Here is a 16,605-nt window from a genome sequence, read left to right as displayed (position 1 = left end):
ATGTCCTTCGACGGTCCGACATGGGCGTGTCGTACGAGGTTTCTGTGATCTGTGTGGCATACGGTAGCGGAGTGCCGTGTGTTTCGGGTGGGCTCGGTACATCCGACTCGTCACGCCCGTGACCCGCGTGGCACGCTGGCCGCGTGAGCGAGACCACCCCGGACCCCCTGCCTGACCTCGAGACCCTCGTGCCGCGGTGGCTGACGCTGCCCGACCTCGTCGAGCTGCTCGGGGTGCGGCTGTCCACGGTGCGCGGGCTCCTCGAGGACCGTGAGCTGCTCGGGGTGCGCCGCGGCGAGCGCGGCGTGCTCTGCGTCCCGGCCGGCTTCCTCGACGACGACGGCCCGATCCCCGCCCTGCGTGGGACCTTCACCGTGCTCGCCGACGGGGGGATGGACGACGCGGAGATCATCCGCTGGCTGCACACCCCCGACCCCACCCTGCCCGTCGCCGGTGCGCCGCTGGACGCCATCCGGGCGGGCTTCAAGACCGAGGTGCGCCGGCGCGCGATGGAGGAGGCCTTCTAGCGCACCGGGGCCCGCGGCCGCGCCGTGGCCTCAGGCCGAGCGGGCGGTCGCCGTCGCGACGAGGTCGTGCAGCACCTCGCGGGCGAGCGGGTCCAGGGCGGGGACCTCGGCGAGCGCCGCCCGTGCGCTCCCGGCGAGCCGGGCGATCTCGTCCTCGAGCAGCGCCACCGCCCCGGAGCCGTTGATGATGCCGCGCAGCTCCTCGACGTCGGTCACGGCCAGGTCCGCCCGTCCGAGCAGCCGCTCGACCCGGGCCCGCCCCCCGGCGTCGGCGCCCGCGAGGGCGTGGGCGAGCAGCACGGTGCGCTTGCCCTCGCGCAGGTCGTCGCCGGCCGGCTTGCCCGTCTCGTCGGGGTCGCCGAACACACCGAGGAGGTCGTCGCGCAGCTGGAAGGCGCGTCCGACGTCGAGCCCGTACCGGGAGAGCGCCTCGACCCCGGCGGGATCCATCCCGCCGACGCCGGCCCCGATGAGCAGCGGGTGCTCGACGGTGTACTTGGCGCTCTTGTAGCGGATGACGCGCCCGGCCCGGGCGACCCGCTCCTCGTCGCCGAGACCCTCCCACGGGCGGGCCGACTCGACGACGTCGAGGAACTGCCCGGCCATGAGCTGGGTGCGCATCCGGTCGAAGACCGCGCGGCCGCGGGCCAGGGCGGCCGGGGGCAGGCCGCACGTGGCGTAGAGCTCGTCGGTCCAGGTGAGGCAAAGGTTGCCGGCGAGGACGGCGCCGGCGAGTCCGAACCGCTCGTCGTCACCGCTCCAGCCGCGGGCCGCGTGCCGCGTCGCGAGGGCCCGGTGCGCTGCGGGCATCCCGCGGCGGGTGTCGGAGTCGTCCATGACGTCGTCGTGGATGAGCGCCGCCGCCTGGAACAGCTCCATCGCGCTGCTCAGCCGCACGAGCTCCTCGGAGTCCGGCAGCCCCGCACCGCGCGCACCCCAGTAGAGGAAGGCGGCGCGCAGCCGCTTGCCACCGCGCAGCAGGTCGCCGACGGCGTGCAGGAGGTCCTCGACGTCGGGACCGAGCTCGGCGAGCACGAGCGTCTGGGCGGCGAGCTCGTCGTCGAGCACGCGCTGGACCCGGCGCCGCAGGTCGGCGGTGTCGAGCACGCTGGTCACTGAGGGTCTCCTCGGCGGGCAGGAGGCGGTCGGATGGTGGCTCCCGGCAGCCTACGGTGTCCCCGCCCGCGTACCCTCGGCGCCATGGCCCACTACGGCGGAGGCGGGCGCCCGGAGCACCTCGTGGCGTCCATCCCGGCGCGCCTGCGCGAGCCGCGCCCCTCGGTGAGCTTCGAGTTCTTCCCGCCCAAGGACGACGCCGCCGAGGCCGCGCTCTGGGACGCCGTGCGCCGGCTGGAGCGGGTGCGCCCGGCGTTCGTGTCGGTCACGTACGGCGCCGGGGGGACCAGCCAGGACCGCACCGTGCGGGTCACCGCCCGGATCGCCGACGAGACCTCGCTCACCCCGCTCGCGCACCTGACGTGCGTCGGGCAGTCGGTCGCCGACCTGCGGCGCGTCGTCGGGAACTACGCCGCCTCGGGGGTCCGCAACGTCCTCGCGCTGCGCGGCGACCCGCCGGGGGACGTCCGGGGGGCCTGGACCCCGCACCCGGACGGTCTCGAGCACGCCGAGGACCTCGTGCGGCTCGTGCGGGGGCTCGGCGACTTCACGCTCGGGGTCGCGGCCTTCCCCGACGTCCACCCCGACAGCCCCGGCCTCGAGCACGACGTCGACGTGCTCGTGCGCAAGGCCGACGCCGGTGCGGAGTTCGCGATCACCCAGATGGTCTTCGACGCCGAGAGCTACCTGCGGCTGCGCGACCGGGTGGCGGCTCGGCGCGACCTGCCGGTGACCCCGGGCCTGATGCCCGTGACGAGCTACCGGCAGACCCAGCGGATGAGCGAGCTCATGGGCACCCCGCTGCCGCCCCAGGTCGTCGAACGGCTCGAGGCGGTCAAGGACGACCCGGCGGCCGTGCGGGCGGTCGGGGTGGCGATCGCGGTCGAGCTCGGGCAGCGGATGCTCGCGGAGGGGGCGCCCGGGCTGCACTTCATCACGATGAACCGCTCGACGGCCACCCTCGAGGTCCACGACGCACTCGGGCTCGAGCCCTGAGGGCGCCGGTCCTCGGATGGACGAGCGGGGCGGGGCGGAGCGGGCTCAGGCGACGTCCATCGGGGTGCCGCCGGTGATCCGGATCAGCTCGTCGTAGGTCGTGGCGAAGACGGCGTGGCTGTGCCCGGCCGCGGCCCAGACGCGGTCGTAGCGGCCGAGGGTGACGTCGACGACGGTCCGGATCCGCTCGGGGTGTCCCACGGGCGCGACGCCGCCGATCGCCATCCCGGTGTACCGGCGGACGAACTCCGGGGTCGCCTGGGCGAGGTCCGCGAGCTCGAGCAGGCCGGCGACCTTCGTCGTGTCGACCCGGTGGCCGCCGGAGGCGAGCACGAGCAGGGGCTCGGTCGCGCCCTCGGCGGTCCTCGCGGCGAAGACGAGGCTGTTGGCGATCTCGGCGGGCGTCACCCCGAGCGCCTCGGCGGCGGCCTGCGCGGTCCGGACCGCGCCGGGCAGCTGGCGCAGCTCGGGGTGGACGTGGTGGAGGGCGAGGGTCTGCAGGACCGCGGCGACGCGCCGGTGGGCGGTGAGGTCACGCTGGGGAGGCGGGACCTCGGGAACGACCCCAGCGGGTTCGGGCGACATGACCGAAGCGTAGTGACGCCCCGGGCCCCCGCGGCCCCTACCCCACCCCCGCCGGGGGAAGACCTCTCCGACTCATGCTCAGGTCGACAGACCATGGCGATCTCGCTCGTCCCTGCTGCCATGACGCCAGGGGTGAGCGAGATCGCCTCGGGCCGGCGCGGTCGGCATGGTTCGGAGAGGTCTTCCGGCGGGATGGGGTGGGGCGGTCGGCGCCTTGACGGCAGGCCGGGAGCGGGGGCTACAGTGGGGGCTTGCTCGAACAGATGTTCGAGCTCTTCCCAGCGGCCGTGGTGTCCCGGTCGCCGACCGCCCCGGAGGTGGCCATGGCGCATCGTCACGACGACCCGCTCGTCGTGACGACCCACGCCCCGAGCCCCACGGGCGGACGTGACGGGACCCCGCGCACCTTCGTCTGGCGAGGACGGCGCCACACCGTCTGCGCGGTCCTCGACACCTGGCAGGAGCGGCGTCCCTGGTGGCGCGCGGTGGGGCAGGGCGATGCCCCGAGCACCGCCGGCGCGCACCCGGCCACCGAGCGGCGGGTGTGGCGGGTGGAGGCCCGCCCGCCGGTCGGCCCCGTCGGGGTCTTCGACCTCGCCCGTGACGACGACCACTGGCTCCTCCTGCGAGCCCACGACTGACGAGGAGCGACCCCGATGCCCCACGCCGCGACGACCCTCGACCTCCTCGAGCGCTCCCGCGAGGCCCTGACCAGCGGGTATGCCGCCTCCCTCGCCTCCGCGCGCTATCTCGACGCCTCGCTGGCCGCCCTGCGGGCCGCGGCCGCGCTCGTCGCCGCGCGGCCCGCTCCCGAGGCCCCCGGCTCCGGGCCGCACGACGTCTGGGTGCTCGCCACGCGCACCGCCCCCGAGCTCGCCGAGTGGGCGCAGCGGTTCGCCGAGGTCACCGGCCAGCGCGTCGGCGTCGAGACCGGGCTGGTGCACGTCGTCGCCCGCGAGGCCGACGACCTCCTGCGCGAGGCCGAGACCTTCGTCGACCTCGTCGCGGCCCGGCTCGGGCTCCCCGTCGCCCCCCTGCACCGGCGGCTCGCACCCGTCCGCTCCGCCTGAGGTCGCCCGTGTCCGGCATCGACGGGTTCGCCCACCTCCACGTCGCCTCCGGGTTCTCGATGCGCTACGGCGCCTCGATGCCGCAGGACCTCGTCGCCCGGGCCGTCGACCTCGACCAGGGCGTCCTCGCGCTCACCGACCGGGACGGCCTCTACGGCGCGGTCCGGTTCGCCCAGGCGTGCGCCGCCGCGGGGGTCGACCCGGTCCTCGGCGTCGACCTGGCCACCGAGGAGCTGCAGCCGGGCCCCCCACCCCCGCGCCAGCGCACCCCGGTCCGGGGCGGGGCGCTCGTCGACCCCCGCCGGCCCCGGGTCACCGTCCTGGCCCGCGGCAGCGCCGGAGGGATGGCCCCGGGTGCCGGTTGGGCGGCGCTGGTCCGGCTCGTCACCGACACCCACCTGCGCGGTGAGCGCGGCGTCCCGGTCACGACACCGGCACTCCTGGCCCGCCGGGCGGCCCCGGCGGACGGCACGGCCCCGGCGGACGGCACCGCCCCGGCGGAGGACACGGGCCCCGCGGGCGCCGCGGACCCCACCCGGCCCGCCGGACCGGCCCGACTCGTCGTCCTCCTCGGTCCGGACTCCGACGTCGGGCGGGCGCTGCTCGCCGGGCAGCGTGCCCGGGCCCGCGACCTGCTCGCCCGGTGGCGGGCCCTCCTGCCACGCGACGCCCTCGCGCTCGAGGTCGTCCTCCACGGCGGGCCGGAGGGCACCCCGGGATGTCGCTCCCAGGCGGCGCACCTGCTCGGCCTCGCCGACGCCGCCGGGGTGCCGGCCGTCCTCAGCGCCGCGGTCCGGCACGCCGAGCCCGGGCAGGTCCGCACCGTCGACGTCCTCGACGCCGCGCGCCGGCTCGTCGTCCTCGACTCCCGCCACCTGGACCGGGTCACCGACGCCGGTCATCTCGCGGGCACGGGTGAGATGCGCGCGCGAGCCCTCGCGGTCACCGGGGGCGACACCGCCCGGGCCGAGCGGCTCCTGACGATGACCGCCCGGCTCGCCGCCGAGTGCGTCCAGCACCCTCGCACGGACCTGGGCATCGGCGCGGTCCACCTGCCCGAGCCCGAGGTCCTCGGCATCGCCCCCGGCACCGACCCCATGGACGTCCTCACCCGGCGCGCCCGGGCCGGGGTCGGGCGGCGCTATCCCGGGGCCGGCGAGGCCCGCCTGCGGACTGTCCACGACCGGCTCGACGCCGAGCTCGCCGTCATCGCCTCGCTCGGCTACCCGACGTACTTCCTCACCGTCGCCGAGGTCACCGACCTCGTGCGCGAGCGCGGGGTGCGGGTCGCGGCCCGTGGGTCGGGGGCGGGCAGCCTCGTCAACCACCTGCTCGGCATCAGCGGCGTCGACCCGGTCCGCCACGGCCTGCTCATGGAGCGGTTCTGCTCCCCGCTGCGGGCCGAGCTGCCCGACATCGACATCGACGTCGAGTCCGCCCGGCGCACCGAGGTCTACGAGGCGGTCCTGCAGCGGTTCGGCGGTGAGCGGGTCACCTGCGTGTCGATGATGGACACCTACAAGGTGCGTCACGCCGTGCGCGACGTCGGCGCCGCGCTCGGGATGCCGCCGCTCGAGGTCGACGAGATCGCCAAGGCGTTCCCGCACATCCGGGCCCGGGACGCCCGCAACGCCGTCGCCGACCTGCCCGAGCTGCGCTCCCGCGGCCTGGGGTCGGCCCGGATGACGGCCTTCTTCGAGCTCGTCGAGGCGCTCGACGGCCTGCCTCGGCACATCGCCCTCCACCCGTGCGGGGTGGTCCTGTCCAACGCGGGGATGCTCGACCGCACACCGGTCGAGGCCAGCTGGCTCGGCTTCCCGATGAGCCAGTTCGACAAGGACGACGTCGAGACCCTCGGCTTCTTGAAGCTCGACGTGCTCGGCATCCGGATGCAGTCCGCGATGGCCCACGCCGTCGCCGAGGTCGAGCGGGTGAGCGGGCAGCGCATCGACCTCGACGACGAGGCCCAGGTCTCCCTCGAGGACCCGGAGACCTTCGAGCTCATCCGCACGACCCGCACCCTCGGGATGTTCCAGATCGAGAGCCCCGGCCAGCGTGAGCTCGTCGGCAAGCTCGGCCCGAGCGCCTTCGAGGACCTCGTCGTCGACATCTCGCTCTTCCGGCCCGGACCGGTCAAGTCCGACATGATCACGCCGTTCCTCGAGTCCCGGCACGGCTGGCGGGAGCGGCGCTTCCTCCACCCGAGCCTCGTGCCCGCCCTCGAGGAGACCGAGGGCGTCGTCGTCTTCCACGAGCAGGTGCTGCTCATCGTCGCCGAGACCACGGGGGTCACCCTCGCCCAGGCCGACGAGGTGCGCCGGTCGATGGGCACCCCGCGGGGCCAGGAGGAGGTCGAGGCATGGTGGCGGCCCGCGGCCGCCGCCCGGGGGTACGCCGCCGAGGACCGCGACCGGATCTGGGAGGTGCTGAGGTCCTTCGCGAGCTTCGGGTTCTGCAAGGCGCACGCGGCGGCGTTCGCGTTGCCGACCGTGCACTCGGCGTGGCTCAAGGCGCACCACCCGGCGGCCTTCCTCGCGGGCGTCCTCACCCACGACCCGGGGATGTACCCCAAACGCCTCCTGCTCGACGACGCCCGCAGCTTCGGCATCCCGGTCCTCGGGCTCGACGTCAACGCCTCCGGCGACACCTACCGCATCGAGCCCGTCCTCGAGGCCCCGGGTGAGGAGGCGGCCTCGGGCGCGGAGCGGGTGGCCGGCTGGAAGCGCGACCCGCAGCCGTACGGCATCCGGCTCTCCCTCGCCGACGTCAAGGGCATCAGCGAGGCCGAGGTCGCCCGGACCGTCGCCGGCCAGCCCTACACCGACCTCGGCGACTTCTGGGCCCGGGCCCGGCCGAGCCGCCCGGTCACCGAGCGGCTCGTCCTCGCCGGCGCCTTCGACGCCCTCCACGGCACCACCCTCGCCGGGGGGCCGGGCCGGCGGGGCCGGGTCACCCGGCGCGACCTGCTCCTGCACGTCGCCGAGCTCGAGCGCTGGGACCGGGGGCGGGCCGGCCCCCGGGGTGGTCGGCGGCGGGCCGTGCCGCAGGTCCCCGCCCGTGAGGTCGAGCCGGCCGGCGCCGACGTCCGGGCCCGGGCGGCCGCGCAGAGCCGGGCGGCCCGAGAGGTCCTCCCGGCCCGGGCCCGGCCGACCCAGCTGACCCTCGACCTCGGTGACCGTCCCCGGCTCGTCGCCGGCACCGGGCTGCCGGAGATGACCGGTCCGGAGCGGGTGCGCGCCGAGCTCGACGTCCTCGGTCTCGACGTCTCGGACCACGTCGTCGCGTTCTACGAGCCGCTGCTCACCGCGCTCGGGGTCACCCGCAGCCGCGACCTGCTCGCCACCCGCAGCCGTGGCGAGGTGTGGGTCGCCGGGGTCAAGGTCGCGACCCAGACCCCGCCGGTGCGCTCCGGGCGACGGGTCGTCTTCCTCACCCTCGACGACGGGACGGGCCCGTCGGACTGCACGTTCTTCGAGGACGTCCAGGGCCCCTACGCCGAGGTCGTCTTCCACAGCTGGCTGCTGCTCGTCCGCGGCGTGCTGCGCCGCACCGGCGACCGAGGGGTGTCGGTCCGGGCCACCGGCGCATGGGAGCTCGCGGCCCTCTGGGACGCCTGGCGGCTCGGGGGTCTCGACGCCGTGCGCTGCGCGGTGGCCGCGGGGGAGGCCGACGCGGTGGCCCGGGCCGAGGCGGCCGAGCAGGCGGCCCGGGCGGCCGAGGAGCAGGCCGGCCGGCGGGTCCTCGTGCACGCCTCGGGGTTCAGGCAGTCGCCGTACGCCGACATCCGCCCGGCCGGCGCCGACCCCCGCGCCGGGCGTGGCACCCCGTCCGGCCCGGTGGTGCCGGCCCTGCCGTCCCGCAAGCTGTGGCACGCCAGCCCGGGCAGCTCGGGACACTAGGGTGGGCACCGCACCAGCCCCATCCCGGCGCCGACGAGGAGTCCCACCGTGTCCGACGACCGCGCTCGTCGCCCCGCGGGCGCGCCGCGCACGACGGCGGTCCAGCGGGTCCTCGACGCCCACGCCGAGCAGCTGCGGGCCACGCGCGGGCGGGCCCTGCGGGTCCTCGACCTCGGCGGCGGCACCGGCGGCACCGCCGTCCCCCTCGCCGTCGCCGGGCACGAGCTCACCGTCGTCGACCCCAGCCCCGACGCCCTCTTCTCGCTGCGCCGGCGCGCGGTGGAACAGGGGGTCGAGCAGCGGGTGCGTGCCCTCCAGGGCGACGCCGACACCGTCGGCGCCCTCGTCGGCCCGGAGGCCGCCTTCGACCTGGTCTGCCTCCACGGCACCCTCGAGGTCGTCGACGACCCCGGTGCGGCGGTCGGGGCCGCCGCGGCGCTGCTCGCGCCCGACGCGACCCTCAGCCTCGTCGTCGCCCAGCGCCTGCACGCCGTCCTCAGCAACGCCCTCGCGGGCCGGCTCGAGCGTGCCCGGGCGGTCCTGGAGCGTCCGGACGGCCGCTGGGGCGAGGAGGACCCCGTCCCGCGCCGGTTCGACGAGCCGGCCGTCGTCGCGCTCGTGCAGGAGCACGGCCTCACCCCGGTCCACGTCCAGGGGGTGCGCGTCTTCGCCGACCTCGTCCCGTCCGCGCTGCTGGACTCCGAGGCCGACCGGGCGGCCCTGCTCGCGCTCGAGGAGGCCGCCGCGCAGGCGGAGGAGCACCGCCTCCTCGGCAGCCTGGGCAGCGCCCTCCACGTCCTGGCCCGTCGCGGCTGAGGTCCCGGGCCGCCGGGGGAGCGCGCGGTGAGCCGCCGCCCCTTCGCCCCGCCGCGGCCGGCGGCCACCACCGTCCCGGACGACACCGGGTGCACCGTCCTGCACGTCGACATGGACGCCTTCTACGCCTCGGCGACGCTGCTGTCCCGGCCCGACCTCGTCGGGACCCCCGTCATCGTCGGTGGCGGCCACCGGGGGGTCGTCCTCTCCGCCACGTACGAGGCCCGGCGCTTCGGGGTCACCTCGGCGATGCCGATGTCCCGGGCCCGCCGGCTGTGCCCCCAGGCGACGGTGCTGCGTCCAGACCACGACCTGTACGCACGGATCTCCGCAGCGGTCATGGAGACCTTCCGCTCGGTGACCCCCCGGGTCCAGCCGCTCTCCCTCGACGAGGCGTTCCTCGACGTCTCCGGCGCGTCACGCAGCCACGGCAGCCCGGCGGCGATCGGGCGCCTCCTGCGCGACACCGTCCACGACGAGCAGGGGATCACCTGCTCGGTGGGGGTCGCCCCGAGCCTGGTGGTCGCCAAGCTGGCCTCGACGCTGGCCAAGCCCGACGGCATGCTCGTCGTGCCACGCGAGGAGGTCCTCCCGTTCCTCCACGAGCTGCCCGTCGGGGCCCTGTGGGGGGTCGGGGAGCGCACCGAGGAGGCTCTGGTCCGGCTCGGTCTGCACACCGTCGCCGACCTCGCCCACACGCCGCGGGCCACCCTGGAGCGGGCGCTCGGCCCGGCGACCGGCGGCCACCTGCACGACCTCGCCTGGGGGCGTGACCCCCGCCGCGTCGAACGCGAGCAGCGGGAGCGGAGCATCGGCAGCAGCACGACGTTCGAGTCCGACCTCGACGACGCTGTCCTCATCCGCCGCCACCTGCTCGCCCTGGCCGAGCGGACCGCCGCCCGGATGCGCGCCGCGGGCCTCACCGGGCGCACCCTCACCCTCACCGTGCGGTTCAGCGACTTCACGACGATCACCCGTTCGCGCACCCTGCGGGACCCGGTCGACACCGCCCGCGCGCTCCACGCGAGCGCGGTCGGGCTGCTGGACGCCCTCGCCCTGCAGCGGGCGCGGGTGCGGCTCGTCGGGGTCCGGATGTCCGGCCTGGTCCCCGTCGCGCAGGCACCGCTCCAGGGGGTCCTCGGGGAGCGTGAGCACGGCTGGCGGGACGCCGACCGGGCGGTCGACCGGGCCCGGGCCCGGTTCGGGGCAGACGTCGTCCGGCCCGCCAGTCTCGTCCAACGTGACCCGTCCGCTTCCGCCGGGGCACCTCGCGACCTATCCTGAGTACCCAGGGACAACCCGGGGCGTCCAGCCGGTCGCCCCGGCCGACCACGGGAGGATCTGTGCCCCTCTCCGACCACGAGCAGAACATGCTCGACCAGATGGAGCAGGCGCTCGCCGCCGAGGACCCGAAGTTCGCCTCGCAGATGAAGGGGCGAGGGTTGGCCGCGCTGCAGCGGCGCCGGTGGGTCCTCGGGGCCGTCGGGGTCCTGGCCGGTCTCGGCCTCGTGCTCGTCGGCATCAGCACGACGATGTGGGTCGGCGCGCTCGGGTTCGCCCTTATGGTCGCCTCGGTCGCCTACGCCGTCACCCCGCCCCGGCCCGCGCGGCTCGGGCTCGTCCAGGAGGACGGCGAGGTCTCGGCCCCCAAGGGGGCCAAGGGCCGTCGGCGGGGCAGCTCCCTGCTGGACCGGCTCGACGAGCGCTGGGAGCGGCGCGAGAACAACTGGTGAGCGGGCGCGGGCGCCCGGCTCAGCCGAGCAGCAGCCCGACGACGTAGAGCCCGGCGACGACGAGCGCCGCCGCGAGCTCGATGCCCATGCTCTGGGCGACGGCGACCACCGCGTGCCGGGTCCGCACCCACGCCTCGCCGCGCGAGGACCCTCGCCCGGTCTCGACGAGCCAGACGCCGAGGACGAAGCCCAGCACGGCACCGACGACGGGGACCACGAAGAATCCGACGACGGCGAGCAGCAGCGCGACGACGAGCGTCGAGGTGCGCACCCCCGCCTCCCGCATCCGCTGGCCCGGGAGCAGGTACTGCAGCACCCGTCCGGCGGCGGCGACGAGCACGGCGAGGACGAGCAGGACCCAGGCGGTCGCGGTGTGCGTGGTCACGGCCCACACGGCCACGCCGGCGAGGACGAACGCGGTACCGGGCAGGGCGGGCACGACGATGCCCACGAGCCCGAGGAGGATGAGCAGCGGCGGCAGGACGAGCCAGGCGTCCTGCGCCATCGACTCCACGTCAGGCGTCGGTGATGGGGACCGACGGCTCGGTCAGCCGCTCGCTCTCGTCGATGATCTCGGCCTTGTCGGCCAGGGCGGGCACGTGCTCGCGGCCGTGGTGGGCGCAGAACAGCAGCTCCCCGCCCGCGTGCAGCCGGGCCCGGATGTAGGCCTGGGCCCCGCAACGGTCACAGCGGTCCGCGGGAGTCAGGGTGGGTGCCAGTGCGGCGTTCACGTCGGCCTCCTCGGCTCGCGTCGGTCCTGCTGTCTCTCGGTCACCGGCCCGGTCGGCATCGTCGGCTCGGGTCGGCGACTCGTCCAACAGTCAAGCACGCCGGATGCTTCCCCGAGCGCAGGGGGGCCACGAACGGCCCGCGTGGTGTCGAGATCGTGACCTTCCCGGCGTCGCTCCCCCCGTCCTCGAATCGACCAATAGGTCACGTCGGTGACGTTCCCTGTCGCCTGAGTGACCAATAGGTCACGTCGGTGACGTTCCTGTCGTGACCTATTGGTCGAATGAGAGACGGGGGGATGGGGTGGAGCGAGACGGGCGGGGCGGGGGGCGTTGACGAGGCGACGTCCTGGGGGCGTGCGGTGCGCCTCACCGGGGGCGACGGCGGGGACGACTACCCTGCGGAGGTGCCTGCGACCGCTGCGAAGAAGACCGCGACGAGCAAGTCCGCGTCCGAGTACACCGCCCACCACCTCCAGGTCCTCGAGGGCCTCGAGGCGGTGCGCAAGCGGCCCGGGATGTACATCGGCTCCACGGACTCCCGCGGGCTCATGCACTGCCTGTGGGAGATCATCGACAACGCCGTCGACGAGGCGCTCGGCGGCTTCTGCGACCGGGTCGAGGTCATCCTCCACCGCGACGGGTCGGTCGAGGTCCGGGACAACGGACGCGGCGTCCCGGTCGACATCGAGCCGCGCACCGGGCTCACCGGCGTCGAGCTGGTCTACACCCGGCTGCACGCGGGCGGGAAGTTCGGCGGCGGCTCCTACACCGCGTCCGGCGGGCTGCACGGCGTCGGCGCGTCCGTCGTCAACGCCCTCTCGGCCCGGATGGACGTCGAGGTCGACCGCGGCGGCAAGACCTACGCGATGAGCTTCCGCCGCGGCGAGCCCGGCATGTTCTCCGACGTCGCCGGCGCCCACGGCGCCAAGGACCCCGGCCACGAGTTCACCCCGTACACCCGCACGAGCGACCTCGAGGTCGTGGGCAAGCCCAAGCGCGGCGTCACCGGCACGCGCGTGCGCTACTGGGCCGACCCGCAGATCTTCCTCGCCGACGCCGCCCTCGACCTCGAGAGCCTCCTCGGCCGGGCCCGGCAGACCTCCTTCCTCGTCCCCGGGCTGACCCTCAGCGTGCGCGACGAGCGCGGCGAGCAGCCCACCGAGGAGGTCTTCCTCCACGACGGCGGCATCTCGGAGTTCTGCGAGTACCTCGCGAGCGACGCCCCGGTCACCGACGTCTGGCGCCTCCAGGGCACGGGCACCTTCACCGAGACCGTCCCCGTCCTGGACGCCCAGGGCCACATGACGCCCACCGAGGTCGAGCGCGAGTGCGGGGTCGACGTCGCCGTGCGCTGGGGCACGGGGTACGACACGACCGTCCGCTCGTTCGTCAACATCATCGCCACCCCCAAGGGCGGCACTCACATCGCCGGCTTCGAGCAGTCCCTGCTGAAGGTCCTGCGCAAGCAGGTCGAGGCCAACGCCCGCCGGCTCAAGGCCGGCACCGACAAGCTCGACAAGGACGACGTCCTCGCCGGGCTCACCGCGGTGGTCACCGTGCGCCTCGCCGAGCCGCAGTTCGAGGGCCAGACCAAGGAGGTCCTCGGCACCGCCGCGGTCCGCCAGATCGTCGCGCGGGTCGTCGAGCGCGAGCTGACCGCGCTGCTCACGACGACCCGGCGGCCGGTCAAGCAGCAGGCGGCGACGCTGCTGGAGAAGGTCGTCGCCGAGATGAAGTCGCGGATCAGCGCCCGGCTGCACAAGGAGACCCAGCGGCGCAAGTCGGCCCTGGAGTCCTCGACGCTGCCGGCCAAGCTCGCCGACTGCCGCAGCAGCGACCCCGAGCACACCGAGCTGTTCATCGTCGAGGGCGACAGCGCCCTCGGGACGGCCAAGCTCGCCCGCAGCAGCGACCACCAGGCCCTCCTGCCGATCCGCGGCAAGATCCTCAACGTCCAGAAGGCCTCGGTCACCGACATGCTCGGCAACGCCGAGTGCGCCTCGATCATCCAGGTCATCGGCGCCGGCTCCGGGCGCACCTTCGACCTGGGGTCGGCGCGCTACGGCAAGGTCATCATCATGACCGACGCCGATGTCGACGGCGCCCACATCCGCACGCTGCTGCTCACCCTGTTCTTCCGGTACATGCGCCCCCTCGTCGAGGCCGGTCGGGTGTACGCGGCGGTGCCGCCGCTGCACCGCGTCGAGGTGGTCAACCCGGGCGCCAAGGCCAACGAGGTCATCTACACCTACTCCGAGGCCGAGCTGCGCCGCACGCTCGCGGCGCTGGCCAAGCGGGGCCGACGGACCAAGCCCCTGCAGCGCTACAAGGGCCTCGGCGAGATGGATGCCGACCAGCTCGCGGAGACGACGATGGACCCGGCCCACCGCACCCTGCGCAAGGTCACGCTGCGCGACGTCGACGCGGCGGCCCGGGTCTTCGAGCTGCTCATGGGCAGTGAGGTCGGCCCGCGCAAGGACTTCATCATCGAGGGCGCCGAGTCCCTCGACCGGGAGCGGATCGACGCCTGAGCCGGCAAGGCCCCGCGCGCGGCGCCTTGCCGGGCCGGCCCACAGGGGCCACAGTGGTGCGACCGACGCCTACCCGCGGCGTCCTGGCGAGGGGAGCACGCGATGAGCACACAGGTCCGCGAGCCCGACGGCGCCGGGTCGGTCTCGGGCGAGGAGGACACCGAGCTGCACCGCGCCATCGGCCCGAAGCTGCTGCTGCTGTTCATCGTCGGCGACATCCTCGGCACCGGTGTCTACTCGCTGACCGGCAAGATCGCCGGTGAGGTGGGCGGTGCCGCGTGGGCCCCCTTCCTGCTGGCCTTCGCCGTCGCGCTCGTCACGGCGTTCTCCTACCTCGAGCTCGTGACGAAGTACCCGACCGCCGCCGGGGCGGCCCTCTACACGCACAAGGCGTTCGGCATCCACTTCGTGACCTTCCTCGTCGCCTTCACGGTCATGTCCTCGGGGATCACCTCGGCCTCGACGGCGAGCAAGGCGTTCGCGGCCAACCTCGTCGACGGGTTCGGCCTCGAGGGCGAGGGCTCCGGCCTCGTCCTCGGCGTCGCGCTCGCCTTCATGCTCCTCGTCGCCGCGGTCAACTTCCGGGGCGTCGGGGAGAGCGTCAAGGCCAACGTCGTCCTCACCTGCATCGAGCTGTCCGGGCTGCTGCTCGTCATCCTCGTCGGGGTCTACGCCGCGACCGGCGGCCAGGCCGACTTCTCCCGGGTGGCGGTCTTCGACACCTCGGGGGACCGCAGCGTCTTCGTGGCCGTGACCGCCGCGACCTCGCTCGCGTTCTTCGCCATGGTGGGCTTCGAGGATGCCGTGAACATGGCCGAGGAGACCCACGACCCGGTCCGGACCTTCCCCCGGATGATGATCACCGGCATCGGGGTCACCGGGCTGATCTACGTGCTCGTCGCGGTCTTCGCCGTCGCCCTCGTGCCCGTGGGCGAGCTCGGCGAGGGTGACACGCCGCTGACCAAGGTCGTCTCGGCCGGCATGCCGGACTTCCCCATCGAGTCGGTCATGCCGTTCATCGCGATGTTCGCCGTCGCCAACTCCGCCCTGATCAACATGCTCATGGCGAGCCGGCTCATCTACGGGATGGCCCGCCAGGACGTGCTGCCACCGGTCCTCGGGTGGGTGCACCGCGGCCGGCGTACCCCGTGGGTCGCCATCCTCTTCACGACGGCGCTGGCCCTCGGCCTCGTCGTCCTCGTCACGGAGAACAGCGGGGACGCGGTGGCGGCCCTCGGCGGCACCACGGCCCTGCTCCTGCTCGCGGTGTTCACCATCGTCAACGTCGCCGTCCTCGTGCTGCGGCGCGACGTCATCGAGCGCGACCACTTCGTCACCCCGACCGTGCTGCCGGTCGTCGGTGCCGTGGCGTGCTTCTTCTTCGTCCTCCCGGTCACCGGGCGGGACACGATCGAGTACGTCATCGCCGCGTGGCTGCTCGGCATCGGCGTCGTGCTCTGGGTGCTGACCTGGCTGGCCAACCGGGCCTTCCTCGGAAAGCGCACCTACCTGCGCGACCCCGAGGACCTCTCCGGGGACGAGACGGTCAACTGACCCGCGGCGCACTGCACGGCGCCGGGCCGGTCGAGGTCCGCACGACCAGCTCGGTCGGCAGGACGACGTCCTGCGCCGGCACCTCCTCGCCGGCGAGCACCTGGAGGAGCAGCCGGGCGGCGAGCCGGCCCTGGGCGGTGACGTCCTGGCGGACCGTCGTCAGCCCGAGGACCGAGGAGAGGACGTGGTCGTCGATCCCGACGACCGAGAGGTCCTCCGGGACGCGCAGCCCGAGGCGCAGGGCGCACTCGCGCACGCCGATGGCCATCTCGTCCGAGGCGGCGACCACGGCCGTGGGCCGCCGGCCGGCGGTGAGCAGCGCCCGGGCGTCGTGGGCGGCCGACCAGGCGGTCCAGTCCGAGCCGAGGACCCACTCGGCCGGCACCGGCAGACCGGCGCCCGTCATCGTCTCGCGGAAGGCGGCGAGCCGGTCGCGGGGGGTCTGCACGTGGGCGGCGGTGTCCGGGACGACACCGACGTAGCCGACCCGCTCGTGCCCGAGACCCAGGACGTGCTCGACCGCGGTGCGCATGGCCGCCCGGTCGTCGATCCGCACGCACGGCCGTCCGGGCACGGGGGAGCCGACCGAGACGAGGGGCACCTCCAGCCGCTCGACGACGGCGACCTCCTCGGGGTCCATCGGGACGTTCAGGGTGATGACGCCGTCGACCCGCTTCCAGAGCATGTTCTGGGTGAGCGGCAGCCGCCGGTCGTAGGTGTCGTCCTCGAGGTCGAAGAGGATGGCGTGGTGGCTGTGGGCGCGCAGCTCCTTCTCGATGGCGCTGAGCAGGGTCGCGAAGAACCACCGGGTGAGGAAGGGCGCGACGACGGCGACGACCCGGGTACGCCCGGACGCGAGCGAGGTCGCCGTCGGGGACGCGACGTAGTGCAGCTGCTCGGCGACGGCCAGGACGCGCCGGCGGGTCTCGGGGGAGACCCGGTCCAGGCCCCGTAGGGCGCGTGAGACGGTCGCGACCGAGACCCCGGCCGCCCGGGCCACGTCGGTGATCGTGCTGATGGCGACCTCCTCGTCGTCCCGGGCGGCGG

15 protein-coding genes are annotated in these 16,605 nt (G+C 74.8%); 10 read left to right on the top strand and 5 right to left on the bottom strand.

Annotation, left to right across the window (positions count from 1 at the left end; genetic code table 11):
• Positions 1–143: 143 nt before the first annotated feature.
• Positions 144–527: an Rv2175c family DNA-binding protein gene (locus tag G8D98_RS02945; RefSeq protein WP_166098761.1), complete on the top strand. Its 384-nt coding sequence runs from the start codon at positions 144–146 to the stop codon at positions 525–527.
• Positions 528–557: 30 nt separating this feature from the next.
• On the opposite strand, the gene G8D98_RS02940 is transcribed toward G8D98_RS02945, so the two are convergent.
• On the bottom strand, positions 558–1,643 hold the full coding sequence (locus tag G8D98_RS02940) for a polyprenyl synthetase family protein (RefSeq protein WP_166098759.1): 1,086 nt from the start codon (positions 1,641–1,643) through the stop codon (positions 558–560).
• A gap of 84 nt (positions 1,644–1,727) precedes the next feature.
• Here G8D98_RS02940 and metF point away from each other — a divergent pair, with 84 nt between their 5' ends.
• Positions 1,728–2,639: a methylenetetrahydrofolate reductase [NAD(P)H] gene (metF, locus tag G8D98_RS02935; RefSeq protein WP_166098756.1), complete on the top strand. Its 912-nt coding sequence runs from the start codon at positions 1,728–1,730 to the stop codon at positions 2,637–2,639.
• Positions 2,640–2,684: 45 nt separating this feature from the next.
• Here the strand turns inward: metF and G8D98_RS02930 are convergent, their stop codons facing one another.
• On the bottom strand, positions 2,685–3,224 hold the full coding sequence (locus tag G8D98_RS02930) for a YbaK/EbsC family protein (RefSeq protein ID WP_166098753.1): 540 nt from the start codon (positions 3,222–3,224) through the stop codon (positions 2,685–2,687).
• Positions 3,225–3,475: 251 nt separating this feature from the next.
• On the opposite strand from G8D98_RS02930, the gene G8D98_RS02925 reads away from it, so the two are divergent.
• The 6 genes from G8D98_RS02925 to G8D98_RS02900 are packed head-to-tail and all read left to right on the top strand — an operon-like array spanning position 3,476 to position 10,742.
• On the top strand, positions 3,476–3,865 hold the full coding sequence (locus G8D98_RS02925; protein WP_205859675.1) for a DUF6504 family protein: 390 nt from the start codon (positions 3,476–3,478) through the stop codon (positions 3,863–3,865).
• Positions 3,866–3,880: 15 nt separating this feature from the next.
• Positions 3,881–4,294 (top strand): SAV_6107 family HEPN domain-containing protein, encoded by a 414-nt coding sequence (locus G8D98_RS02920; RefSeq protein ID WP_166098751.1) that lies wholly within the window; start codon positions 3,881–3,883, stop codon positions 4,292–4,294.
• Between the two features lie 8 nt (positions 4,295–4,302).
• The gene (locus G8D98_RS02915; RefSeq protein WP_268238604.1) at positions 4,303–8,193 is read left to right on the top strand and encodes a DNA polymerase III subunit alpha; all 3,891 of its coding nucleotides are present in this window, start codon (positions 4,303–4,305) and stop codon (positions 8,191–8,193) included.
• A 48-nt stretch (positions 8,194–8,241) separates the two neighbouring features.
• Positions 8,242–9,009 carry a methyltransferase domain-containing protein gene (locus tag G8D98_RS02910; RefSeq protein ID WP_166098747.1) on the top strand — a complete coding sequence of 256 codons (768 nt, stop codon included), beginning with the start codon at positions 8,242–8,244 and terminating at the stop codon, positions 9,007–9,009.
• A gap of 27 nt (positions 9,010–9,036) precedes the next feature.
• Complete coding sequence (dinB, locus tag G8D98_RS02905; protein WP_166098745.1) at positions 9,037–10,293, top strand: DNA polymerase IV; 1,257 nt, start codon at positions 9,037–9,039, stop codon at positions 10,291–10,293.
• A 59-nt stretch (positions 10,294–10,352) separates the two neighbouring features.
• The gene (locus G8D98_RS02900) at positions 10,353–10,742 is read left to right on the top strand and encodes a DUF3040 domain-containing protein (protein ID WP_229661681.1); all 390 of its coding nucleotides are present in this window, start codon (positions 10,353–10,355) and stop codon (positions 10,740–10,742) included.
• A 19-nt stretch (positions 10,743–10,761) separates the two neighbouring features.
• Here G8D98_RS02900 and G8D98_RS02895 read toward each other — a convergent pair whose 3' ends face one another.
• Together G8D98_RS02895 and G8D98_RS02890 are read right to left on the bottom strand one after the other, a co-directional pair.
• Positions 10,762–11,247, bottom strand: a complete 486-nt coding sequence (locus G8D98_RS02895; RefSeq protein WP_166098742.1) for a DUF456 domain-containing protein — start codon at positions 11,245–11,247, stop codon at positions 10,762–10,764.
• A 10-nt stretch (positions 11,248–11,257) separates the two neighbouring features.
• A complete protein-coding gene (locus tag G8D98_RS02890; RefSeq protein WP_166098740.1) occupies positions 11,258–11,473 on the bottom strand; it encodes a DUF7455 domain-containing protein in 216 nt (71 codons plus the stop codon).
• 404 nt (positions 11,474–11,877) lie between these two features.
• Here G8D98_RS02890 and G8D98_RS02885 point away from each other — a divergent pair, with 404 nt between their 5' ends.
• Positions 11,878–14,004, top strand: coding sequence for a DNA gyrase/topoisomerase IV subunit B (locus tag G8D98_RS02885; protein WP_229661682.1), 2,127 nt, complete (start codon positions 11,878–11,880; stop codon positions 14,002–14,004).
• Positions 14,005–14,106: 102 nt separating this feature from the next.
• Positions 14,107–15,558, top strand: a complete 1,452-nt coding sequence (locus G8D98_RS02880; protein ID WP_166098734.1) for an APC family permease — start codon at positions 14,107–14,109, stop codon at positions 15,556–15,558.
• Here the strand turns inward: G8D98_RS02880 and G8D98_RS02875 are convergent.
• On the bottom strand, positions 15,551–16,558 hold the full coding sequence (locus G8D98_RS02875) for a LacI family DNA-binding transcriptional regulator (protein WP_229661683.1): 1,008 nt from the start codon (positions 16,556–16,558) through the stop codon (positions 15,551–15,553). The genes G8D98_RS02880 and G8D98_RS02875 overlap by 8 nt on opposite strands.
• Positions 16,559–16,605: the final 47 nt, after the last annotated feature.

It is taken from the genome of Phycicoccus endophyticus (assembly GCF_011326735.1).
Lineage (GTDB): Bacteria > Actinomycetota > Actinomycetes > Actinomycetales > Dermatophilaceae > Phycicoccus > Phycicoccus endophyticus.
Note: the sequence above shows the minus strand (reverse complement) of the source record. Positions and strands in the feature narration are given on the sequence as shown.